Origin of the sequence: Archangium lipolyticum (assembly GCF_024623785.1) — a bacterium.
Classification (GTDB): Bacteria; Myxococcota; Myxococcia; order Myxococcales; family Myxococcaceae; genus Archangium; species Archangium lipolyticum.
Genome location: NZ_JANKBZ010000011.1, coordinates 168491 through 191939, shown reverse-complemented (window position 1 = coordinate 191939; position 23449 = coordinate 168491). Strand labels below are relative to the sequence as shown.

General features: G+C 70.9%; 13 protein-coding genes. 12 read left to right on the top strand and 1 reads right to left on the bottom strand.

Features of this window, described 5'->3' with window-relative positions; translation table 11 throughout:
* The first annotated feature begins 390 nt into the window (after positions 1–390).
* From NR810_RS24165 to NR810_RS24105, 12 genes are all read left to right on the top strand, one after another.
* A complete protein-coding gene (locus NR810_RS24165) occupies positions 391–2001 on the top strand; it encodes a SpoIIE family protein phosphatase (RefSeq protein WP_257455878.1) in 1611 nt (536 codons plus the stop codon).
* Between the two features lie 5 nt (positions 2002–2006).
* Entirely contained in the window at positions 2007–4538 is a 2532-nt protein-coding gene (locus tag NR810_RS24160; RefSeq protein ID WP_257455718.1) for a tetratricopeptide repeat protein, read from the top strand.
* Positions 4535–5440 carry a phosphate/phosphite/phosphonate ABC transporter substrate-binding protein gene (locus tag NR810_RS24155; RefSeq protein WP_257455716.1) on the top strand — a complete coding sequence of 302 codons (906 nt, stop codon included), beginning with the start codon at positions 4535–4537 and terminating at the stop codon, positions 5438–5440. Before NR810_RS24160 ends, NR810_RS24155 begins: the two co-directional genes overlap by 4 nt.
* A 169-nt stretch (positions 5441–5609) precedes the next feature.
* Positions 5610–7877, top strand: a complete 2268-nt coding sequence (locus NR810_RS24150) for a TonB-dependent receptor plug domain-containing protein (RefSeq protein ID WP_257455715.1) — start codon at positions 5610–5612, stop codon at positions 7875–7877.
* A gap of 16 nt (positions 7878–7893) precedes the next feature.
* Complete coding sequence (locus NR810_RS24145; protein ID WP_257455714.1) at positions 7894–8751, top strand: hypothetical protein; 858 nt, start codon at positions 7894–7896, stop codon at positions 8749–8751.
* 11 nt (positions 8752–8762) lie between these two features.
* A complete protein-coding gene (locus NR810_RS24140) occupies positions 8763–12002 on the top strand; it encodes a serine/threonine protein kinase (RefSeq protein ID WP_257455713.1) in 3240 nt (1079 codons plus the stop codon).
* Positions 12003–12047: 45 nt separating this feature from the next.
* A complete protein-coding gene (locus NR810_RS52200) occupies positions 12048–14357 on the top strand; it encodes a lantibiotic dehydratase (protein ID WP_306818465.1) in 2310 nt (769 codons plus the stop codon).
* Positions 14354–15862: a hypothetical protein gene (locus NR810_RS24125; protein WP_257455712.1), complete on the top strand. Its 1509-nt coding sequence runs from the start codon at positions 14354–14356 to the stop codon at positions 15860–15862. The genes NR810_RS52200 and NR810_RS24125 overlap by 4 nt, the downstream gene beginning before the upstream one ends.
* Positions 15859–18150: a lantibiotic dehydratase family protein gene (locus NR810_RS24120; RefSeq protein ID WP_257455711.1), complete on the top strand. Its 2292-nt coding sequence runs from the start codon at positions 15859–15861 to the stop codon at positions 18148–18150. Before NR810_RS24125 ends, NR810_RS24120 begins: the two co-directional genes overlap by 4 nt.
* Positions 18147–19259 (top strand): NAD(P)/FAD-dependent oxidoreductase, encoded by a 1113-nt coding sequence (locus tag NR810_RS24115; RefSeq protein WP_257455710.1) that lies wholly within the window; start codon positions 18147–18149, stop codon positions 19257–19259. The genes NR810_RS24120 and NR810_RS24115 overlap by 4 nt, the downstream gene beginning before the upstream one ends.
* A gap of 228 nt (positions 19260–19487) precedes the next feature.
* A complete protein-coding gene (locus tag NR810_RS24110) occupies positions 19488–21635 on the top strand; it encodes an Ig-like domain-containing protein (protein ID WP_257455709.1) in 2148 nt (715 codons plus the stop codon).
* Between the two features lie 188 nt (positions 21636–21823).
* Entirely contained in the window at positions 21824–22279 is a 456-nt protein-coding gene (locus NR810_RS24105; protein ID WP_257455708.1) for a hypothetical protein, read from the top strand.
* Positions 22280–22289: 10 nt separating this feature from the next.
* On the opposite strand, the gene NR810_RS24100 is transcribed toward NR810_RS24105, so the two are convergent.
* Entirely contained in the window at positions 22290–23438 is a 1149-nt protein-coding gene (locus NR810_RS24100; protein ID WP_257455706.1) for a Gfo/Idh/MocA family protein, read from the bottom strand.
* Between the last annotated feature and the right edge of the window lie 11 nt (positions 23439–23449).

The window sequence follows — 23449 nt, the reverse complement described above, 5'->3', positions numbered from 1 at the left end:
AGGCTGGGAGCCTCGGCTTCAGGACCCGCCAGGTCATGCCCACGTGCGCGCGCGGCGGCATGCGAGCGAGCACATACGCCACGTGTCAGGGGGGCCGTATCGAGAGAGGATGGACCCGTGGGAGAGGGGGCTCCCAGATTCTCAGGATTCACTTGGTGGGCTCACAGGGGTACTCGCCTAATCGGAAAAGTGCGCTAAAGTCGCTTCCGCTCTCCCTGTTTCAACGCCGTCGCGCCCCCCAGCGCCCCCCCACAGAGTTCCACCTTGTCCAACGCCCCGCTGCCTTCCCAGCCCCCACCCGAGGGGTCGTTCGAACAGCACGAGCCCACCTTCACGGCCACCCGTGTCGCGGGCCTCACGTCGACGAAGCTCTCCCCGCTCCATCCGGAGATGACGGGGACCATCGTCGCCCCGCTGGAGGCCGGCGAGCTGCCCGATGTGGCGGCCATCCGCGGCCCACGGTTGGATCAGCTCCTCTTCATCACCACCGGCATCCTGGTGGGCGTCATCGTGGGCCTGCTCGCCTCCGTGGCCTGGGTCTCCACCAAGGCCCAGTTCGAGGAGTCCTCCGCGCGCTTCCGCTCGCAGATCGAGCAGCAGGCCCGCGAGCTCGGCCAGACGGTCAGCCACACCCTGTCGCTCACCTCGGCCACCTCGCTGCGCGACAACAACTACGCCTTCCTCAGTGAGGTGGCGCGCTCCATCATCACCGACAATCCCAACATCCTGCGCGTGCAGATCTACGACGCGGACAGCCAGCTCGCCGCGGATTCCGCTCCGGACGCGAAGCTGGGCACCCCCACCACGCGCAAGCCGAAGCGCGACTGGGAGAACGGGCTCTTCCAGGGCAAGCCCATCATCGTGTACCAGGAGCCCATCGACTACGGCTCGCAGAGTGGCCAGGGGCTGGTCGTCATCAGCTACTCGATGGAGGTGCTGCAGAAGCAGCTGAGCGATCTGGAGGAGACCAAGCGCGAGTCGCTGCGCCGCAACGCCACCACCATGTCGGGCCTGGGTCTGGGCTTCGTGCTGCTGGCCGGCGTGCTGGTGGCCTTCCAGAGCCGCCGCATCACCCGGCCGCTGGGCGTGCTCACCGGCAAGGTGATGCAGCTGGCCGCCGGAGACCTGGGCGCGCGCGCCGAGCAGGCCCGCGGCGCCGGACGCGAGGTGACGACGCTCGGCGTGGTGTTCAACCACATGGCCGAGCGCATCAAGGTGCTGCTCGAGGACGTGCGCACCAAGGCCCAGCTGGAGCGCGACGTGTCGCTCGCGCGCACCGTGCAGGAGACGCTGCTGCCCGGCCGCGAGGGCTTCCAGGCCGGCCCCCTGCGCATCGCCGGCCTCGTCGTCACCGCGGATGCCTGCGGCGGCGACTGGTGGATGCGCGCCTCCCTGGACGAGCGGCGCGTGGTGGTGGGCATCGGCGACGTCACCGGCCACGGTCTCGCCACCGCCCTGGTGGCCACCAGCGCCACCAGCGGCTTCACCGCCGCCATGACGATGCGCTCGCCGGAGGAGCTCTCCGCCCAGGTCCTCATCTCCTCGCTCAACGTCACCATGTCCCACGTGGGCCGGGGCGAGCACCAGATGTCGAGCGCGCTGGCCGTCATCGACGTGCAGACGGGCGTCGTCGACTACGCGAGCGGTGGCCACCCCAGCCCCATCGTCTACAACCGCCTCTCGCGCCAGGTGGCCTCGCTGCCCGCCCGCGGCGCGCTGCTGGGCGCCTCCGCCAGCTCCCAGTACGCCTCGCGCCAGGCCCAGCTGCGCCCCGGTGACGTCATCGTCTGGTACACGGACGGTCTCACCGAGTCGCGTGACGCCAGTCAGAAGCAGTATGGCACCCAGCGCCTGGCCGCCGCCCTCCAGGCCAACGCGCATCTGTCCGCCGAGGGTCTGCGTGATGCCATCCTGGCCGACGCGCGCGCCTTCAGCGCCGGTCTGCCCGCCCAGGACGACATCACCGTGGTCGTCGCCGAGTTCAGCCCCGCCTCCCCATGAGTCGCATGAGACGCTCCTCTCGTCCCTCCGTCCGCCGCCTCGCCGCGGCACTCGTCCTCGCCCATTCGCTCGCCGGCACGGGCGCGCTCGCCCAGTACCGTCCTCCTCCCATGACCGAGTCCCAGCGGCTCGCCCGGGAAGGTGAGGCGGCCCAGGTGGACGCGAGCGCCGCCGCCACCTCCGGCGACAAGAAGCGCGCGGAAGCCAAGTACCGCAAGGCCCTCGAGCTCTTCGAGAAGGCGCTCGATGCCGAGCCCGGCTCCGTCCAGGCCGCCGCCGGCCTCGGCGCGGTGGGGCTCGCCCTCCAGGAGTACACCCGCGTCGCCGAGCGGCTGACGCCCGTGTACGCGGCCAACCCCGACTCGCTGGATCTGGCCTATCCGCTGGGCATCTCGCTCTTCAAGCTGCGCCGCTACGACGAGGCGGTGCCGGTGCTTCAGAAGGTGACCGTGGCCAACCAGCCCGAGCACCTGCTCGTCCACTACTACCTGGGCAACTACTACGCCCTCATCGCCATGGACGGCGAGGCGACGGTGGCCGAGCTTCAGGCCTACCTGGCCCAGCGCCCGGACAGGATCGCCGGCAACGACTACCAGATCCACGAGCTGCTCGGCCGGGGCCACCTGTTGAAGGGGGACGCGGCGGCGGCGCGCTTGTCCTTCCAGCGGGCCCAGGTGGGCCGCGCCGAGTCCGTCTCCATCCAGATGGGACTGGGCGCGGTGCTGGAGATGGAAGGGAAGATGGCGGAGGCCATGGCCCTGCTGGAGGGCCTCACCCGGCGCTTCCCCCAGGTGCCCGAGCCCAAGGAGCGCCTGGGCCGGCTGCTGCTGGACGCCAGGGAGCTGCCACGCGCCGAGGTGCAGGCGCTGGCCCTGTTGAAGCTGGGCAGCACGCCCCCGGCGCACATGCTGATGGGTGACGTGCGCCTGGCCCAGGGCCGCCCCGCCGAGGCGGAGACCGAGTTCCGCAAGGCGTTGGAGCTGGCCCCCGGTGACGTGGGCGCGCAGATCTCCGTGGGCATGGCGCTGCAGAAGCAGGGCCGCAACGAGGAGGCCATCTCCTTCCTGGAGGGCGCCGTGCAGTCGGGCGCCGACAGCCTGGAGCTCTGGGCCACGCTCGGCAGCGTCAATCGCCGCGCCGGCCGCTACGCGCGCGCCGTGGAGGTGCACCGCCGCGTGGTGGAGATGGCTCCCAAGCAGGCGTTCGGCTACGTGCTGCTGGGCGCGGACCACTTCTCCACCGGCCAGTGGGACCTGACCATCGACGACTACACCCAGGCCCTCAAGCTGGAGCCGGAGCACGCCGGCGCGAAGAAGTGGCTGGCCCGGGCCCTGGCCCACCGCGCCCGGGATCGCGCCGGCAACGGGCGTCTGGACGACGCGGTGCGGGATCTGCGCCGCGCCTTCGACATGGAGCGCACCTCCGCCATGGCGCGCCGCCTGGGCGCGGCCCTCATCCAGCAGGGCTCCCACGCCGAGGCCCGCAAGGTGATGGAGCAGGGCATCCAACTGCCCGAGGCCGCCTGGCGCGAGTACCTGGTGCTCGGCTACGCGCGGCTGGGCGCGGGTGCTCCGAAGGAAGCGCTCGAGGCCTTCGCCCAGGCCGAGAAGATGGCGCCGGACGTGGCCTCCATCTCCGACGTGTCCGCGGGCTCGGCCCTGGCGGAGATGGAGCTGGGCCAGGTGGACGCGGCCCTCAAGCGGCTGACGGACCCCGGCACCTCCAAGCGCGCCCTCGAGGTGACGCGCGCCAACCTCTCACGCGCCTACCTGCGCCGCGCCTTCGCCCGGCTGGAGGCCGGTGACGGCGCGGGCGCCCGCCAGGACGTGGAGTCCGCGGAGCGCGCCGGTGTCGGCGGCAACTCGTCCGACCTGGGGCGCCTGTCGGGCTTCGCCAAGGCGCTCTCCCACACGGAGGAGGGGCGCTTCGCGGAAGCGGCCACGCTCCTCAAGCGCGTGCTCTCCCCGACGCCCTCGTGGGCCCGTCCCAACACCCGGCAGCTCACCGACGCCTACGTCCTCTACCGCCGCGACATGCTGCCCCAGTCGCGCAAGGCGCTCGCGGCGGCCATCAAGCGCCCCATCCCCGAGCAGGCCCAGTGGACGAGCGCCCTCACCAGCGTCCTCCACCGCCGCGAGGCCGAGCGCGCCTACGCGTCCGGCAACATGAAGGCCGCGGAGAAGGCCCTCAAGGCCGCGCTGGCCCTCTCGCCGGACAGTGCCGCCCTTCAGCACAACCTGGCTTGCGTGGCCTACCGCGGTGGCAAGGCCGCGGATGCCGTGGCCACCTGGCGCAAGCTGGAGGGCACCGTCCCCCAGGCCACGCTCAACCTCGGCATCGACGCCCAGGAGCGCCGCAACAGCATGGGCGAGGCCGTGGATGCCTACCGCCGCTACCTCGCCTCGGGCAGCGTGCCGCGCGCCGCCACCGTCCGCGAGTGGAAGGATCGCCTGCAGATGCTCTACGGCCTCTCCGACTCCGCTCCGGTCTCCAACCCCGAGTCCTCCAGCGCCACCGCTTCCGACACCACGCCATGAACCTCCTTCGCTCGCTCATCCTGGGTCTCGCGCTCGTGTGCGCGTGGGCGCCCGCCGCTGGCGCGGCCCCCAAGAAGGCCACCCTGGGCGTCTTCCTGCCCACCACCCTCACCGACGGCCAGCAGCGCTTCCAGTACGCCGAGGCGCTCGCCGCGAAGCTGTCGACGGCCACCGGCCGGCCCACCGCCGCCAAGAGCTTCGCCCGCTACGAGGACTTCTCGAAGGCCGTCTCCGAGGGCATCGTCGACTTCGCCGTCGTGGACTCGTGGGCCGCGGTGCAGCTGGCCAAGGCCACCCCGGTGGCGCTCGCTCCGCTCTCCGGTGAGACGTCCCAGCGCTGGGCCATCGTCTCCCTCTCGAAGGGCTCGATGAAGGAGCTGGCCGGGGCGCGGCTCGCCATCGTCAAGGGCGCGGGCGCGACGGATCCCAAGTTCGTCACCAACGTGGTGCTGGCCGGTGACCTGGACGCCAGGAAGCACTTCAAGCTCACCCCGGTGCCCAACGTGGAGTCCGCCCTCAAGATGCTCGAGGCCAAGGGCGCCGAGGCCGCCCTGGTTCCGCTGACGCACGTGCCACAGGGGGTCAAGGTGCTCTTCCGCAGCACCCGGGTGCCGGGCGCCGTCCTGGTGGGCATGAAGGGCAACGTGGATGACCTGAAGGAGAACCTGCCGAAGCTCGACGCGGTGGCCCCCTTCGGCGCCTTCGTGGCCGTGCAGGGCAAGGAGCTGGAGGACTTCCGCAAGCTCCTCCAGAGCGGTCCGCCCCGCCGCCAGCCCGTGCTGGTGGAAGCCCCCGCACTGCGCGTGGAGACGAAGGCCTTCATGGAGCCGGCGGCCCTCCAGCCCGTGCTGCCTTCCTTCGCCGATGCCCTGGACGTGTCGGCGGAGCAGCCGGATGACTGACCCGGGCGGGGGGCGACTTTTTCCTCGTCGAAAAGATAGAGTACCCACCATTCAACAACCTGGGCGTTTGGGGACGGCCGTCTCGGGGACGGCGTGGGGAGCGCACCGGTCGGCGACCATGGACGTGTCCTCGAACGCTTCTTCTTCAACTCGCGGGACGTAGAGAACGATGCACTCGACTCGAATCGCTTGGCTCCCGGCCCTCGTCGGGCTGGTGTGTGGCCTCGCCGCCAGCAGTGGTGGGGCGGCGCAGACGAAGTCTTCCCCGGCTGCTTCCGCGAGCACCGCGAAGGGACCGGCGGCCGAGGCTCCGGCTTCTCAGGGCGCGGATGCTCCGAAGGCTCGCAAGCCGCTGCCGCTGCCGGCGCCGTCCTCGTCCAACATCCCCAAGAGCGCGCCCTTCTCCGGGCCGTCCACCACGCGTCCGCTGCCCCCGCCGTCCGCCCTGGCCGGCGTGGACATCCCGGATCCGCTCGCCGGTCCCGGCACCGACTCCCTGGAGGAGTCCGTGCAGCAGCTGCTGAGCGAGGCGGTGGTGTCCACGGCCTCCAAGCGCAGCCAGCGCATCGCGGACGTGCCGATGACGGTGTCCTGGATTCCCGCCGAGGAGCTGGAGGGCACCGGCCAGTTCACCCTGTGCGAGGCCATCCAGTACTTCCCCGGCATGGAGTGCCGGCGGGGCTCCATGCGCAAGGCGGCGGTGAGCGCGCGCGGCCTGGGCTCCAACTACCTCTCCAACCGGCTCCTGCTGCTCAAGGACGGCCGGCCGCTGACGGACCCGTGGACGGGCCAGTTCTACGCGGACGAGACCACGCCGCTGAACAACCTCAAGCAGATCGAGGTCATCCGCGGCCCCGGTTCGTCGCTGTACGGCTCCAACGCCTTCAGCGGCGTCATCAACATCATCGAGCGCCAGCCGTCGGACCTGATGCAGGACGGGCGCGACTGGGGCGTGGACGCGCGGCTGATGGCGGGCCAGGACCGCACCTGGCGCGCGCAGGCCACCGCGGCCGGCCGGGGCGGCCCCGTGGAGGCGCTCGTCAACTACTACGGCTTCGGCTCGGACGGCCCGCAGCTCTTCAATGATCCGAAGACGGGCCGCGTGGACACCAACCAGGACTCGCTGGTGCACCAGGTGAGCGGCAAGCTGAACGTGAAGGGCGTGGCGCTGGATGCCGCCTTCACCGACGCCGACATCGGCCGCCCGGGTGGCCAGCAGATCTCCACCGTGGGCAACTGCGGCCGCTGCCACTACACGCCCAACGACGTCGAGCGCGTGCAGAACTTCAACGCCAGCGCCCAGGTGGACCAGCAGGTGACGGACAACCTGCGCGTGTTCGCCCAGGGCTACACGCTCTTCAAGCGCCGCGAAGTGCAGATGGAGAACGCCTTCAACGACACCCCCAACACGGCGCTCGGCAAGCGCCGCCGGCTGGGTGCCGAGGCCCGCGCGCTGCTCACCCTGGGTGATCTCACGCTCACCTTCGGCGGTGACTACAAGAACGACCTGGTCAACAACCCCAACGTGCTGCCCGGCCTGTCGCTGGAGGAGACCCGCCAGGACATCGCCGGTGGCTTCGTCGACGCGGAGTACCGGCCCCTCAGCCAGCTCGTGGTCAGCGCGGGTGCCCGCTACGACAAGTACATGATCCCCGAGAAGATCTGGCAGGCGCGCACGGATCAGCTCTCCCCGCGTGCCAGCGTCGTCTTCCACGCCCGGCCGGACCTGACCTTCCGCGCCAACTACGGCCGCGCCTTCCGCGCCCCCACGCTGGCGGAGCTGGCCATCAACCAGCAGATGTACGCGGCCACGCTGATCGGCAACGGCAACCTGCGCGCCGAGACGCTGGACACCGTCGAGGCGTCGGTCGACTTCTGGCCGTTCGACCGTACGGTGCGCGTGACGGGCACGGGCTTCTACAACCTGGCGAAGAACTTCATCAACCAGGAGCTCCTCTTCGGCTCCACGTCGCAGTTCAAGAACGTCGGTGACGCGCGCGTGAGGGGCTTCGAGGTGGAGGCCGCGGCGCAGGTGGCGTCCATCAACTCCTCCTTCGACGTGGCGTACCAGTTCCTGGATGCGCGCGCGCTTGCCTTCGAGGGCCGGCCGGACCGGCCGCTGGACTACGCGCCCGCCCATCGCGTGTACGCGCGGGGCCGGACGAACTTCGGCAAGTTCGCCTTCGCCGAGCTGTACGCCCTGTTCGTGGGTGAGCGGTATGACCCGGGCTTCCTGGCGAACGCGCAGACGGGCGAGCTCGAGCAGGTGAAGCTGCCCGGCTACTTCACCGCCACCGCGCGCGTGGGGGCCAACGTCACCAAGGGGCTGACGGTGTCGCTGCTCGGCTCCAACCTCTTCAACGCGAGGTACGAGGAGTCCCACGGCTTCCCCGCACCGCCGCTGAGCGTCTTCAGCGAGATCAAATACCAGTACTGAGTCACCGAGCCGTCACGTGAGAGCCGCCCATCGCCCGGAGGCCGCTACCGGCCTCCATCTGGTCGCAGACCCCTCCCTGGCTCCCGCCGCGCTGGAGCTGGCCACGCCCGGGCTCGTCCGCAGTGGACTACCGCTGGTGGAGGGTGGGGGAAGTACGCGCGCTCCGGCTCGGGAGCTGGTCCTCTTCGATGGCCGTCTGGGTCCGTCTCATGCCGCGCACCTCGAGAGGACCCCACCATCCCTGCTATTGGCCACACGCGAGCCGGGGGGGACTCCGTCCGCGTGGGAGATGCGGGTGCTGGCCTCGCTCCTGCGGGGCGAGTCGCTGATGCCCCCCGGGGCGGCGGTGGCGAAGCTGTGGTTGGAGCGGGTGTTGGATCTCAAGGGCGCCTCGTCCGAGGCGGCCGCGCTGGTGGAGGCCTCCAAGGGCAGCCGCAACGCGGCGAGCCTGGCGGCCGAGGTGATGCACGAGCTGGCCGCCAACGCGCTGCTGGACGCGCCCGTGGATGCGAAGGGGACGCCGCTCTATGCCCACCAGCGGGAGTCCGTGCAGGCGGTGGCCCCGGAGCACGTCTGTCAGGTGTCCTTCGCGGTGGGGGAGGGTGGCATCTACCTGGAGGCGGTGGACCGCTTCGGGCGGTTGACTCCCGGGCCCATCGCGCGGGCGGTGGCGTCGCTGGGCGGGCGGATGCAGGTGAATGCCTCGGGCGGTGGAGCGGGGCTCGGGATGCGGCGCATCCTGGAGGCGTGTGAGCTGATCGCGGTCCGCGTGGTACCAGGCAAGGAGACGCGGATGCTGGGCGTGGTCGGGTTGGGGGAGGCGCGCCGCCGCGCGGCGCTTCCCAAGTCGTTGCTGTACTTCCAGTCGGAATGAGGAGCGGGACGGTGGAGACGCAGGGTTCCAATGCCACTATCAGCCGCGTGCGCGTGGGTACCATCAACCACGTCCGCATCGCCGGCATCATCGACGAGACGTTCCCGCTGACGTCCGCGTCGCCAGAGCTCGGTGGGCTGCTCATCGTGGATCTGGGCCAGGTGGAGCGCATCAGCTCCTTTGGCGTGCGGCGGTGGATCGAGTTCGCCAGCAAGCTGCCTCCGGGTGCCATCTCGCTGTACGTGGTCAACGCGCCACCGGTGATGGTGGACCAGCTCAACATGGTGGAGGGCTTCGTCGGCGTGGCGCGGGTGCTGTCGGTGCTCGCGCCCTACACGTGCCGCGCCTGTGGGGAGGACCGGCTGCGGCTGGTGGACCTGCAGACGGAGTCGGCCGTCATCGCCGAGGGCCGTGCGCCGGAGCACTCCTGCCCCGTGTGCGCGGGCAAGCTGGAGTTCGCGGACCTGCCGAGCGAGTTCTTCGATTACGCCAGGCGCCAGCAGTTCGGCACGGTGGATCCGGTGGTGATGCGCTACCTGCGCGCCACCACGCCCAGCGCGCCGACGTCGCTCACCACGCACCTGAAGATCGTCCAGGACGACATCACCTACGTCACCCTGGCCAGCGAGCTGAAGGGTGACCTGAACGTGCGCCGGTTGGCCTCGGGCCTGGAGGGGCGCGTCGCGTTCGACTTCGCCCACGTCACCAAGGTGGAGCCGGAGGCGGTGCCCAAGCTGGAGCAGGTGCTGGCCATGGCGGCGCAGGGCGCCAAGGAGGTGGTGCTGTGCCGCGTGCCACCGCCGGTGCTCAATGCCCTGGCGCGCTTCACCAGGCCGCTCTCCGCGAAGATCGGCACGCTGTGGCTGCCGTGCGAGTGCCGCAACTGCGGCCATGAGCACCATCAGCGCGCCCTGGCCTCCGAGTACCTGGCCAAGCTGCGCGCCAACGCCAGCCCGGAGCGCCAGTGCCCCATCTGCGGCGGCACCGCGCGCCTGCCCGCCGTGCCCCAGCTGATGCCGCTGCTCAACCGCTCGTCGCTGGTGGACCAGCCGCTGGAGGACATCGAGGCGCTCGAGCCGCGCGCCCTCAGCCAGTACCTCTTTGGCTCCACCAACGTGGAGCCGAGCGGCAACAAGGGCAGCAACTCGGACATCAGCAACTCCATCAGCGCCAGCAAGCTGCAGGTCATCCGCCGGCTGGGCCAGGGCGGCATGGCCGAGGTGTTCCTCGCCAAGCAGGTGGGCGTGAAGGGGTTCGAGAAGTTCCTGGTGATGAAGAAGATTCTCCCGCAGTTCGCGGAGAACGCCGAGTTCGTCGACATGCTCTTCGCCGAGGCGCGGGCCAACGCGCGCCTCACGCACCCCAACGTCGTGCAGACGTTCGACGTGGGCATGTCCGATGGCGTGGCCTACATCCTCATGGAGTACGTCCGCGGCCCGGATCTCAAGAAGCTGATGAACGAGCTGCGGCGCAAGGGCCTCGCGCTGCCCATGGAGCACGCGCTGCGCATCGTCGCCGAGACGGCCGCGGGCCTGCACTACGCGCACAGCTACGTGGACCCGGCCGGTGTGCCCCACCCGGTGGTGCATCGCGACGTCAGCCCGCACAACGTCCTCATCTCGCTCGATGGCGCCATCAAGCTGAGCGACTTCGGCATCGCCAAGGTGCAGGGCGAGGAGAACACCCAGGCGGGCGTGCTCAAGGGGAAGATCTCCTATATCTCCCCGGAGGCCGCCGCGGGCCGCTCCCTGGACGCACGCAACGACGTGTTCGCCCTGGGCGTGATGCTCTTCGAGCTGCTCACCGGCCAGCTGCCCTTCAAGCGCGACCATGACGCGGCCACGCTCAACGCGATCGTCCGCGAGCCGGCCCCCGTGCCGTCGCAGCTCAAGCCCACCATCCCCCAGGACGTGTCGGATCTCATCCTGCGCGCCCTGGTGAAGGACCCGGCGCGCCGCACGCCCTCCGCCGCCGCCGTGCGCGAGGAGATCGAGGCGGTGATGGCCCACCACCGGCTCAACTCGTCGCCGGCGGCCGTGGCCCAGTTCTTCAAGGCCACCCTGGGCGAGCGGCTCGCGGAGTTCGGTCCCATCGCCGGCCCGATGTCCGGCTCGTTCCCGGGCGTGGGCGGGACGCCAGGGCTCACGGGCAGCGGGCCTCGTCCTCCCGCGCCTCCTCCGCCGAGCCCCACGCTGGAGATGGCGGCGCCCGCGGACACGAGTGCGCCGGTCAAGCCCGCCGCGGGTGCGCGGTCCGGGGTGGGCACGGGTACAGGGTCGCATAGCGCCCCGCCGCCCGTGCCCCAGCACCCCGTCGCGGCCCCTCGCCTGGCGCAGAAACCTCTGCCCGTGGGAGCGCTCCCTCCGGACGAGCGCACCGAGGTCTACCGTCCGGCGACCCAGGGACTCATCGCCCCCAACGCCCTGCCTCCCGAGCCTCCGACGCAGAACGAGCCGGCGCTCGCGGTGCAGGGCCGGCCCGCGCCCCCCGTGGCGTTTCCGCCTCCGCCGACCGTGGCGGCACGTCCGTCGGCATCCGTCCCGCCGCGTGCGTCCATCTCCACTCCCGCGGTGCCGCCCCGCTCGTCCGGAGCCGCGGTGCAGCCCTCGGTCCCGGTGGCCAACCGCCCTGTGCCCCAGGCGGCTCCCCCGGCCGCTCCGGCTCCGATGGCCGCGCCTCCCCGCGCTCCGGCCGCCCCGGTGGCCCCTGCCGCTCCTGTCGCCGCCGCGGCCCCGAAGTCCTCGCCGCTCAAGTGGGTCCTCCTCGGCGGCGTCGCGCTGCTGCTCGTGGGAGGGGTGGGACTGGTGGCTCCGAAGCTGCTCTCCGGCGGAGGCGTCGAGGTGATCAACCGCGCGCCGGGCGAGCAGCTCTACATCGCGGGCCTCCGGGTGGAGGACACCTCGAGTCTCAGCCTGGAGGGGGCCCGCCAGAACGTCGTCTCCACGGCGATGAACGGACGCCTGCGCCGCTTCGGGATTCCGGTGCGCAAGGATCTCATCGATGTGCACACCCTGCCCGAGGCGAAGTCGGAGTCGGACGGCAAGGGCACGCTGCACGTGGGCGGGCAGCCGGGCTGCTTCGTCAAGGTGGGCGCGGACATGCTGCCCGGCGCCACGCCGGTGACGGCGCCCATCGAGGCTGGCAAGGAATTGGAGGTCGTCGTCACCTGCCCGAACCTGCCGGTGTGGTCCCGGTGGGTGATGGCGGTGCCGGATCAGGAGATCGAGGCCGTACCGCTGCCGAAGAACTAGGGAGCCTTGCCTTTCCAGAGGCAGATGGGCCGGGGTGCGTCACCCATGAAGGGTTGGAGCGTCTTTCCTCACCTCGTCGTGCGCACCACCGGCTTCTCGTTCGAGCGGCTGGAGCGGCTGCGTTGTCCCGAGGCCGCGGCGAGCGCCCGGAAGTTGTGGGCTGCCCGGCGTGAGCTGGAGGGGCTGAAGGCCAGCGGTCCGCGCCTGCGCCGTCCTCCGCCCGGGGTATTGGCGGCGTTGAAGGCGGGGCGTCCGGTGGAGGTGGAGGGACTGGAGTCTCCCGAGTCCTTCGCCGCCTACAACACGCTGGCCCGGGCCGCGCAGGAGGCCGCGTCCTCCTTCGAGACGGCGTTCACCCGGGAGTTGGCCGGGGTGGAGGCGTCGCTCGCGGCGCTGCGCACCGAGCCGCGTTTCCTGGAGGCGGTGGCCAGCTCGAGCCCTCCGGTGGCGAGGGATCTGCTCGCCGGCCGGGAGGGAGCGCGGCTGAAGCGGCAGGTGGCCAGCTACCTGCAGCGGCTGTGCGCGAAGAACGAGACGATGAGCTTCTTCGGTCCCATCAACTACGGCCGGGTGGAGCCCGACGCGCCCACGGGCGTCTCGGTGCGCTGGTCCGGTCCGGAGCTGCTGGTGGGGCGCAACACCTTCGCCGCCTCGTGGCTGGTGCTGGGCCTCGTGCGCGCCATCGCGGCGGACCCCGAGGTGGCGCCCTGGCTCGTCCTGCGCCGCAAGTCCTTCGCCGTGCTGCCCCCGCGCAAGGGGCCGGCGCCCCCGGCGGCGAGCGTGGAGGATGTGCTCCCGAGGCTGATGGAGGCGGTGGACGGGACGCGGCCCCTGTCGGCCCTGCGCGAGGCGCTCGGGGTGGAGTGGCCGCTGTTGCTCGAGTGCGTCCACTTCGGGCTCCAACGCAACCTGCTCACCCACCAGCTCGAGGTGCCCGCGGCCTCGCACCACCCGCTGGAGGACCTGACCGAGCGCCTCGCCGGGATTCCCGGCCCGGTGGCTCGCGACCATCTGCGGGAGCTGGAGGGCCTGCTGCGGCTGATGGCCCGCTACGGCGCGGCGGACGCGGCGGGCAAGATGGCGCTCAACGAGGAGATGGCGAAGCGCGCCCGGGAGCGCTGGAGCGTGGCGCCACCGGCTCCGGCGTCGAGCGGGGACAGCCACAACTTCTACCAGGACCGCCTTCCGATGCGGGAGGAGTGCGGCGGAGACCTGCGCCTCACGGTGGGCGGCGAGCGTGCACGGGAGCTGACGCGGAAGCTGGAGCCAGCGCTCGGGTTGATGGCCGAGGCGGCGCTGCGCACGCGTGAGGCGGCCCGGGCGGCCGTGGCGGCCCTGGTGGGGGCGCGCACGGTGCCGTTCTGGAAGGTGGTGGCGGCGTACGGAGATCGGCCGCTGCCATACGACACCACGGTGGCCGCGGCGCTCGCGGCGGCGCTCCCCGATCCGGCGGCCTCCCGCGTGGAGTTGGAGCCCTCGGCGCTCCCCACGCCTCGTGAGGACGTGGACCTGCCGATCGTCACGTCGATCGATCTGCTCATCGGGGCCTCGGACGTGGAGGCCTGGAGCCGCGGCGATTACGAGCTGGTGGTGGGGGACGTGCACGACACGGCCCTGGTGTGGGGCTGGGCGCTGCAGTTCCACGAGGAGCGGAGGCGGGTGGAGAGCGAGATGGTGCGGGCCCTCGGTGCGCTGCGGCGGCCGGTGCCGTTCGTCACCGTGCTGGCCTCGCGGCGCACCGGACTGCTGCCCTCGGAGTTCCCCGGGCCCGTGGTGGAGCTGGGCGGAGTGAGCGCCCGGGCCTCGGGGTGGCGGTTGCCCTTCGATGACCTCCAGGTGGAGAGCGACGGGCGCACGGCGCGGCTGTTGTCCACGCGGCTGGGCTCGGAGGTGTGCCTCTACAATGGTGAGATGGAGAGCCTGGTGCAGACGGCCTTCGCCCTGCCGCGCATCCGTCCCCTGCGGGTGTCCCTGGGCGCGCACACGCCCCGGGTGGTGCTGGGCGGCGCGGTGCTTCAGCGCGAGCAGTGGCGGCTGGAGGCGGAGGACCGGGACGCGCTCCTCGCGTGCAAGGATGACCGGGCCCGGCTCCAGACGGCGGTGGGCATCTGGGCGCGAAGGGGACTGCCGGACCACGTGTTCGCGAAGTTCCCGGGCGAGCGAAAGCCGGTGCTCATCGACGTGCGGAGCCCGGCGCTGCTGCGCGTCTTCGTCAACCTGCTCGAGCAAAAGGGGGAAGTCATGGTCTCGGAGATGCTTCCGGCTCCCGGACAGCTGTGGCTGGACGCGGCCGGCGGGCGGCACACGGCGGAGCTGCGTTGCTGTTTCCTCTGGGGAACGGAGGCGCGCGGATGAAGCTGCTCGTCCTGCCTCCCCACCGTGACGTGACGTGCGTGCCGGACGCGCCCGAGGGTTGGTGCGTGATCGACGTGGCACGTACCTTCTGCCAGCGCGTGCTGGCCCCGGAGACGCTCTCGCGAGCGGTGCAGGCCCGGGAGCGCGCTGTCGCCACCCCCCAGACGATGCGGGAGTTGTTGCTCCTGCGCGCCGCGCGCGTGTTGCTGAAGCGCAGTGGAGCGGATGCGCACCGGCCCCTGCGGGCCCTGGGCGCGATGTTGACGGCGCTCTCCGGCCCCCCGTCGGGCGTGCGCCTGCGGCTGGATGACATCGAGCTGGAGGGCGGCACCACCCAGCGCGTGGTGGACGTGCTGCGCAACGTCCAGCAATCCGCGATCTTCGACGAGGATCTGGCCCATGCGTCGGATTTCCTCTCGGCCGCGGAGCGGGTGAGGCTGTGGCTGGAGAAGGATCTGCAACTCCCGGCGGCGGTGAAGCTGGCGGGGGCCTGCCCGGCCTCGGTACCGCTGGAGGTGGCGGGCCCGTTCGCGAGCGCCCACCGCGCCGTGCTGTCCACGCTCCCTGCCTTCCAGCGGGCCTCCTTCCCCGAGGACGTGGTGCCCCTGCGCTGGCGGGTGGCGTCATTGGATCTGGATGCACGGGAGCCGCTCACCTGGTGCCCCGAGGACGCGCGTCCGCCCGCGGATGGTGGGCCCTGGGCGGGCCACGTGGCGCTGAGGGCACTGCTCGAGCCGGAGCTGCTCGTGGCGAGTGGCTGCCTCACGGTGGTGGTGGGCTTCTGCGCGGTGGACGAGCGCGGGGTGCTGGGGACCGATGGTGGGTACGTGCCGCTGGAGGCGCTGGCCGCCGCGGTGGAGCGCCTGCGCTCCGCTGGAGTGCGCGTGGTGGCGGAGTGGTGGGTGGGGGCTCCCGGCGTGGACGAGCCCGCGCACGAGCGGACCCTCGAACTGCTCGGCCAGCGGCCCTTGTTCGATTGGGTCTCGGGCGTGAGGCGGTTCCACTGGACGCGCGGGCGTCCCGGCGAGGACTTCGCGGGCGTGCCGGTGCGCTTCCTCCCATCGCCCGAGGGCTGGGATCTGGCGCGCACCGTGCCCTTCGAGGCCCCCGGGACGGTGCCTCGCGACCGGCTCCCGGAGCTGATGGGCTCGCTGGCGGGGCAGCTGCTGCAACGTGCGCCGCTCAGTCCTGGCCGGGTGGCCTGGGCCTCGCTCCACCCACCGAGGACCCTGTCCTCCGGAGGAGACCGGTTGCGGCTGGATGGAGACTGCGCGCTGGTGCAACTGCCGGCGACGCTGGACGGAGTGGCGAAGCTGTCCTGGTACGCGGCGAACCTGCGCACGGGAGGGGTGCTGGCGGTGGACGCGCGGCTGGTGCCGGTGATCGTCGGGGCCGAGCACCCGGTGACGGCGGGAGAGCTCTTCGCGACGTTGCCGGAGTCACAGCGCGCCAGGGTGGAAGAGACGCTGGTGGGCCGGGCGGTCCTCGAGAGGGTACAGGCATGAGCGGGCGCTGGACGCTGGGCGACGTCTTCGTACTTCGTCACGCGGGCTTCCCATTCGACTGGTTGGAGGGCCTGGGCTTCTCGGAGTCGCTGCGGTCCGAGGTGGCGGTGCTGTTGGAGGACGAGCGGGCCCTGGTGGAGGCGGTGCGCGGCGCGGGGGGCGAGGACGCGGCGCGCTCGGCCCGCGAGGCGTTGGAGCGGGGCAGGGAGCCCTCCCTCAAGCCGAAGTACGGGCCCGGGTGCCAGCAGGCGCTGGAGCGCTACCGCTCGCGCCGGGCGGCGCTGTCGGCCCGGTATACCGGAGAGCGGCAGGAACTGCGGAGGCGCCTGCGCGAGCGAGCGGCGGAGCCCGCCATCCAGGAGGCCGTCTTCTTCTCCAACCCGGCGATGTACGAGAACGTCTGGTCGCGCTACCTGGAGGGGGAAGCGCGGCCGGACAACTCGGAGGCGCGCCGGGTGGAGCGGCAGGTCTACACGTACCTGCAACGCTTCTGCGCGAAGAACGAGACGACGAGCTTCTTCGGTCCCATCTCCTACGGCGAGTGCGACGGCGAGGACGGCACGGACGTGCGCGTGGTGCCGAGCGGGAGTACGCGGCGGCGCACCTTCCTCACGTTCTGGGCGGTCACCGAGCTGGCGCGGGCGGTGGGCCGGGAGCGCGCGGTGCGCCCGCACCTGCCGCTGCGGATCAATCCGATCTTCAAGGTGGAGGCGGGCCGGGCGGGCTGTGCGCCGCTGAAGCTGGAGGTGGCGCTGTCGCCGGAGGCGGAGCGGCTGCTCGGGGTGCTGCCCACGGCGCCGACGCTGGACGCGGCCGCGCGCGAGCTGGGCGTGCCGGTGGAGACGGTGGAGCGGTGGGTGGTGCCGCTGGTGAAGTCGGCGGTGGTGCTGCTGGGGCTGCCCTTCGTGGCCAACGACTTCGCCACGCTCGAGAGCCTGCGCGAGGCGGTGGTGGCGTTGCCCGCGTCCGAGACCCGGGAGCGCTGGCTGTCGCGGCTGGACGAGCTGGAGCGGCTGCGCGCCGGGTTCGAGGGGGCGGGGCTGGCACGCCGCCGGGAGCTGTTGCAGACGTTGGAGACGCGCTTCACCGAGTACACGGGCAAGCCCGCGCGCCGGGGAGAGGGACAGGTGTATTCGGACCGGCTCATCCTCTACGAGGAGGCCTCCTCGCCCTTCCGGTTGAAGCTGGGCCGGCGCTTCAGCGAGGAGATGGCGGCGAAGCTGTCGGGAGGACTGGAGCTCTCGGCGGCCTACGGAGACCGGGTGCAGGGCAGCTACCGCGAGCAGGTGCGCGACGCACTGGGCTCCGAGGAGCGCCCGTTGGACTTCCTGGAGTACGCGGTGCGGCTGCGTCCGGACCAGGTGGCGGGGAGCCGCTTCGCGCCGGTGCCGCCGATCCTGCTCGACGAGGACATGTCGCGGGCCCGGACGCTGCCAGAGGACTTCCTGGGCACCTCAAAGCCGGGAGGCCGTTACGCGCTGCCGGACGTGTGCCTCGCGGCGACGGGGAACGGTTACGAGGTGATGTGCGCCCGCGTGCACCACCACCTGATGCTGTGGAGCTGGCTGAGCGCCTTCTATCCGGACCGGGCGCGCTACGAGTCGGTGGCCGGCCAGTGGTTGGAGCGTGAGCCCGCGGCACGAGGGCTGGTGGGGCTCGCGATCCGCCGGCGCAACAAGGGGTTCTACGTCTACCCTGGGCGGAGGCTGGTGTACTCGGTGTCGGACGTGCTGGACGTGGAGCAGGGGGCGCTGAAGCCGCACGAGGTGAAGGTGCTGCCCACGCGGGAGGGCCCGGTGTTGGTGGACGGTGAGGGGCAGAGGCTCTCGCTGTACATGCCGCTGGACGACTTCAACACGTACCCGCCGTTCGCGGCGTTGGCGCACCCGCAGGTGCTGCACGCGAAGCTGCGCACCCACGGCCGCCACCTGCCGAGGCTGAGCATCGGCGGCGCGGTGTATCAGCGCGAGCGGTGGGAGCTGCCGACCACCACGTTTTCGCAGGTGAGCGGGATGGACCTGCTGCTGGCGGTGGAGCGCGAGCGCCGCGCGAGTGGTTGGCCACGCTTCGTGTTCATGCGCAGCACCACGGAGCGCAAGCCGTACCTGATCGACACGGCATCTCCGTTCGCGCTGGAGCTGCTGCTGTACCTGTCGCGAGCGGCGGAGCAGCTCTCGGTGGAGGAGATGTACCCGGCACCGGAGCAGCTGTGGCTGAAGGACGAGCGGGGCCGCTACACCTGCGAGATGCGGATGCAGGCGGTGCGCTGGAGCGAGGCGGACCGATGAGTGGGAGCCAGGACATCCTCGTCCTCGGGGCGGGAGTGATGGGCCTGTCGGTGGCGCGCCGGGTGGCGGCGCTCGGGGCTCGGGTGACGGTGTTGGACCCGGTGGAGCCGGGAGGGCAGGGCTCGCGAGCGGCGGCGGGGGTGGCGATTCCCTCGGTGCGGCTGCTGGACGATCCGGACATGCTCGCCTTCACGCGGGCGGCGCACGGTGCGCTGACCGAGGAGCTCGCCTCACTGGGTGAAGGCCCGCACCTGCGCCGCGGCCAGGGCGTGCTCCGGGTGGCGATGGACGCGAAGGGCCGGGACGCGCTCGGTCAGAAGGCCGCGAGCCATCCCGAGTGGCTGGGGACGTGGACGGACGCGGCGCACGTGGTGGAGCTGGAGCCCGCGCTGGAGGGGACGCCGATCCTCGGAGCCTTCGTCACCGAGCAGGGCTACATGGTGGACACGGAGGCCTACCTCAACGCGCTGTTGCACGACGTGCACCGGAAGGGCGCGCGGGTGCGCCTGGGCGAGAGCGCTCGCTCGGTGGCCGAGGTGGACGGGGGCGTCGAGGTGCGGACGGAGCACGAGACGCTCCGGGCCGGGATGCTGGTGGTGTGCGCGGGGGCATGGTCCGGGGGAATCGCCGGGCTGCCGGCGTTGCCGGTGAAACCCGTGCGAGGGCAGATGCTGACGATCTTCCACCCGGAAGTGCGGCTGACGCGGGTGGTGTCGGGGCCCACGTACCTGGCGCCCTGGCGCACGGGGGAGATCGTCGTGGGAGCCACGGAGGAGGACGCGGGCTTCGCGTGCCACGTGACGCCCACGGGATTGATGCACCTGGGGGCGACAGTGGCGAAGCTGGCGCCGAGGCTGCGCGAGGCGCGCTTCGTCCGGGCCTGGGCGGGACTGCGCTCGGTGACGCCGGGGGGCAAGCCCCTCATCGGCCGCTATCCGGGGACGAGCTCGGTGCTGATCGCGAGCGGGCACGCGGGGCAGGGCATCCTCACGAGCGCGCTCACGGGCCGCGCCGTGGCCGAGCTCATCGAGCACGGGCACAGCGAAGTGGCCGCCGCCTTCGAGCCGGCGCGTGTGCTCGCATCGGCCTCGGAGCGCCCATCCGCGTGAGGTTTCCGGGTCGGCGCGCCTGTTCCAGGTGCGTCCCGTGTGCCGGACATTTCTGTCTCGCTGCGTGGACGTTCGTCCAGCGAGGCGGATGCGCCTGGACGGAAGCGAGGACGTGGTACGGAACGCCCTGCCATGAGGGCGGCTTGGAAGTTCCTGAATTCACAAGGGAACCCTATCCAGGCTTCCAGCGCTGAATCGCTGGCTCACCCCATGCACCGCCCGCGCACCATGCCCCTACGAACCAAATTTCTCGTTCCAGTGGTGTTGTTGTCCTGCTTCGGTTGCATCAACGTCCCCGATGTCGATGGGCAGCAGCCCGACTCGGGGACCGTTGACCCTCAGGGAGGGTTCTCGCTGAGCATCTCCGGGTCCACCCAGGCCAGCGTCTTCCAGGGCGGCAGCCATACCTTCCCACTCTCCCTCTCCCGGACGGATGGCTTCAGCGACGACGTATCGGTCAGCCTCGTCAATCCCCCGGCGGGCATCTCGGCGCAGCCCGCCACCATTGCCTCCGGTAGCTCGAGTGGCTCCCTGACGGTGAGTGTCGATGCGAACGCGGCGCCCGGGACCACGACGCTCACGGTGCGCGCGGCCGCTGGCTCGCTGTCCCGGGAAACCACGGTGTCGCTCACGGTGGTGCGGCAGGGAGACCTCCTGGTGAAGTGGGAGAGCCCGAGCCAGGGACAGGCGTACGTGAAGGACTCGGTTCAGCTGCGGGTGGCGGTGGAGGGCGGGACGGCGGATTTCGTCGAGTTGCTGAAGGGAGCGACCGTTCTGGCGCGGCTCACCGGGTCTCCGTACCAGTACACCTGGGATACGACCCAGGAGTCCGAGGGCAGCCATCAGCTCACCGCACGTGCGACCCGCGGTGGCGCGTCGTTCACGAGCCCGGCCATCACCGTCACGGTGGATCGCACGGCGCCCGTCGCGCAGACGCGTACGCCGGAGGCTGGAAGCAACAATGTCTCCGCCCGCCAGGCGTTCCAGGTGACCTTCTCCGAGGCGCTGAAGGCGTCGTCGGTGACCGACTCCTCGATTCTGGTGAGGGCGGGGGGGACGAACGTCGCCAAGACGCTCGCTCTCTCCACGGATGGGAAGACGCTGACCCTGACTCCGACGGAGCCGCTGCCCGTCCCGAGTACGGTCACCATCTCCCTGGGGATGGACACGGCGCCCCTGACGGACCTGGCGGGCAACACGCTCTCCGGGTCGACCGCCTGGCTCTTCTCGCTTCCGGTCTGGCTGCCCGTCGGCGGAGCTCTCAGTGCGGTGACGGGGAACACTCCCGCCGAGAACGTGGCCATGAAGGTCGGGACGGACGGCAATCCCGTGGTGGCCTGGGCCGAGCTCGGCGGTACCGCGAAGAACATCCACGCCCATCGTTGGAACGGGACGAAGTGGGAAGCCCTGGGGGGCGCACTGAGCGCGGTCGATGGAAACGCCACCAGCGCGGACATGCCCGCCATGAGCATCACTTCCGACAATCAGATCTACCTCGTGTGGCGGGAGTACCAGTCCAACGGAACCAGCATCAATCTCCACGGGAAGAAGTGGAGTGGTGCCTGGGAGGCTCTCCCTGAGTTCGGCCCTCTGCCCGACTCCGAGACTCGCGGGGCCCCGGCCATGACGCTCGCCAGCTCCAACACCCCGGTTGTCGTCACGAGTCGTTACAATGGTACGTTGACCTACCTGGAGCCCCTCTTCTGGTTGAATCCGACCCACAATTTCTGGTCGGCTCAGTTCTCCATCGAGCAGCCCACCAATCGCATCCACAACGTCGGGTGGGTCCAGGTCGCGACGGTGGCCGCGAAGAACGCGGAGGTCGTTGCCTATGACGCGTATTCAGACTCCCTATCCGTCCGAGGAATCGCCGTGCAGAAGAGCAATGGCGCTGGCCTCCTGGGCGGAGAGGTGGTCACCAGCCCGCTGAAGCGCAAGGCGACCTATCCTTCACTGACGCTGGACGGGGCCGACAACCCGTACATCGCCTGGCAGGAGTGCCCGGATGGCTCCGAGCAGTCGGGTTGTGTCATCTACGCCGCTCGCTGGGATGGGAGCGCATGGAAGATGCTCGGTACCTCCCCCATCAACGGCATCTCGACGGACAATACAGCGCCCTCTCTCATCATGGGCAATGACGGGCATCCCCTCATCGCCTGGAGTGGTTTCTCCTCACCCGAGCGTTCCATCAGGGTGAGCCGCTGGACGGGCAGCGAGTGGCAGCTCCTGGGGGCCCCGCTCAGCGCGGCCTCGGGGATCAGCACGGCGGCCTTCAAGCCGGTGCTGACCCTCGACAACAACGGTCAGCCGCTTGTCGCCTGGCACGAGTCCGACGGCACGGCGTCGAACATCTACGTCTACCGCTACAACTACTAGCGGCGCGGTCGGACACTCCGGTGGAGGACGGGCCCACCGTCCTCCACCAAGAAGCAGCATGGCCCGTTGCTGGCCTTTCCGCCTCGCTGGCACCTGGCGTGAAGGCGGATCCACTTCGAGCCACTCCTGGCCAGGGTGGGTTGAATTCGTCGGTGTGGAATCGGGCATGCTGGCACCCAGGAGGAGGCATGGGTGCTTCCATCACGGTCGACGACTCACACTGGCCACTGCTCATCTCCCGGTTCCATGGGGTTCCGACGGACGCGGACCACACAGAGTATCTGGCCAGGGGGGAGGCCTATCTCCTGCGGGGGGAGCGGTACGTCAGCATCGTCGACATGGGTGAGCTCGCCCTGCTCACGGCCGCGCAGCGGCAGCAACAGGCCGAGTGGCTGAAGGCGCATCAGGAACTCATTCGTGAGCGCCTGATCGGCTGCGCGCTCATCGTCACCTCTCCGTTCATCCGGTTGGTGCAGAGCGCCATCTTCCACGTGATTCCCATGCCCACGTCCTACATCGTCATCCGCGACATGGCCGAGGGAGTGAAATGGACCACGGCGAGGCTCGCGGAGGCCGGATTCGAGGAGGCGGCCGAACGCATCCGCCGCGACTTCAGCGCACAGCCCATGCGGCGCCCCAGGTAGCCGGCACGGGCTACAGCGCCCACGGCATCGGCGCGATGGGGCCGCACGTCGTCGTCATCTTCCTCGGGGTGCCGGGCTCCACCGGGTGCTGGATGGCGAGGGTGACCTCGTTCACGTGCAGGGCGAACCGTGGGGACAGCCTGCACGGACGCCGCTGGTCCACCGCCTCGGCCATCTCGGCGATGCCTCGCGAGACATCCATGACGTTGGCCTTCCTCGCCGCGCGGGGCTGGCCGGGACCGGGCACCAGCGGCAGCTTCTCGGGGCCCAGCCCCAGCAGCTTCGCCTTCAGCGGATTCTTCTCCGCCTTCAACCCGAGCGCGTCTCTCCGCCGCAGGTACACCGGCGAGCCGTAGGTCCAGCACTCCTGCGTGCTCAGGATGCCCCGGTCTCCGATGATCCGCAGCCCGTGGTCATACGGCGCGTAGATGCTGTGCGTGAGCCGCGCCACCGTGCCCGACGCGAACTCGATGCAGGCCACGCTGAAGTCCGGCGTCTGCCGCTCCACTTCCTGGCCCTTGTCCGGCGTGAGCACCGTGGAGAAGGACGTGACGCGCACGGCCGGGCCGAAGAAGGCCACCATCCAGGTGATGTAGTAGCCCGCGTGGGCCAGCGTGCAGCCGACCTCGTACTCGTCCTTCAGCGGCCACGGGTTGCCCGAGTCGCTGCGCCACCGCTCGGGCTTCATCAGGTGGATGGGCCCGTCGTCCAGCTCCGCGTACACCAGGCGCACCTTGCCAATGCGCTCCTCGCGCAGCGCCTTCCACAGCGTCTGCGCCGTCTCGCTGAGCAGATTGCACGGCGCGCTCGCGAGCTGGAGCCTCCGCGACTCGGCGAGCGCCACCAGCTCCTCGGCCAGGGGCATCTCCATGGCCAGCGGCTTCTCCGAGTAGACGTGCTTGCCCGCCTCCAGGGCCGCCTTCGTCAACGCGTAGTGGCTGCCCGGGTTGGTCAGGTTCACCACGCACTCCACGCGCTCATCCGCGAGGAGCTCCTCGTAGGTGCGGTACACCCGGGGCACGTGGTGGAAACGCGCGAAGCGTTCGGCACGGGGCCCGTCCCGGTCCATGACGCCCACCAACTGCAGGCGGGGGTGGTTGGGCAGCGTCTTCAGGTAGTAGTCGGCGACGTAGCCCGTGCCGACGATGGCGATACGCATGTCTCCTTCGT

Coding starts and splice junctions, on each gene's coding strand:
- NR810_RS24155 (WP_257455716.1), top strand. CDS start 4,535: ATGAACCTCCTTCGCTCGCTCATCCTGGGTCTCGCGCTCGTGTGCGCG.
- NR810_RS24125 (WP_257455712.1), top strand. CDS start 14,354: ATGAAGCTGCTCGTCCTGCCTCCCCACCGTGACGTGACGTGCGTGCCG.
- NR810_RS24150 (WP_257455715.1), top strand. CDS start 5,610: ATGCACTCGACTCGAATCGCTTGGCTCCCGGCCCTCGTCGGGCTGGTG.
- NR810_RS24165 (WP_257455878.1), top strand. CDS start 391: ATGACGGGGACCATCGTCGCCCCGCTGGAGGCCGGCGAGCTGCCCGAT.
- NR810_RS24120 (WP_257455711.1), top strand. CDS start 15,859: ATGAGCGGGCGCTGGACGCTGGGCGACGTCTTCGTACTTCGTCACGCG.
- NR810_RS24160 (WP_257455718.1), top strand. CDS start 2,007: ATGAGACGCTCCTCTCGTCCCTCCGTCCGCCGCCTCGCCGCGGCACTC.
- NR810_RS52200 (WP_306818465.1), top strand. CDS start 12,048: ATGAAGGGTTGGAGCGTCTTTCCTCACCTCGTCGTGCGCACCACCGGC.
- NR810_RS24100 (WP_257455706.1), bottom strand. CDS start 23,438: ATGCGTATCGCCATCGTCGGCACGGGCTACGTCGCCGACTACTACCTG.
- NR810_RS24110 (WP_257455709.1), top strand. CDS start 19,488: ATGCCCCTACGAACCAAATTTCTCGTTCCAGTGGTGTTGTTGTCCTGC.
- NR810_RS24105 (WP_257455708.1), top strand. CDS start 21,824: ATGGGTGCTTCCATCACGGTCGACGACTCACACTGGCCACTGCTCATC.
- NR810_RS24115 (WP_257455710.1), top strand. CDS start 18,147: ATGAGTGGGAGCCAGGACATCCTCGTCCTCGGGGCGGGAGTGATGGGC.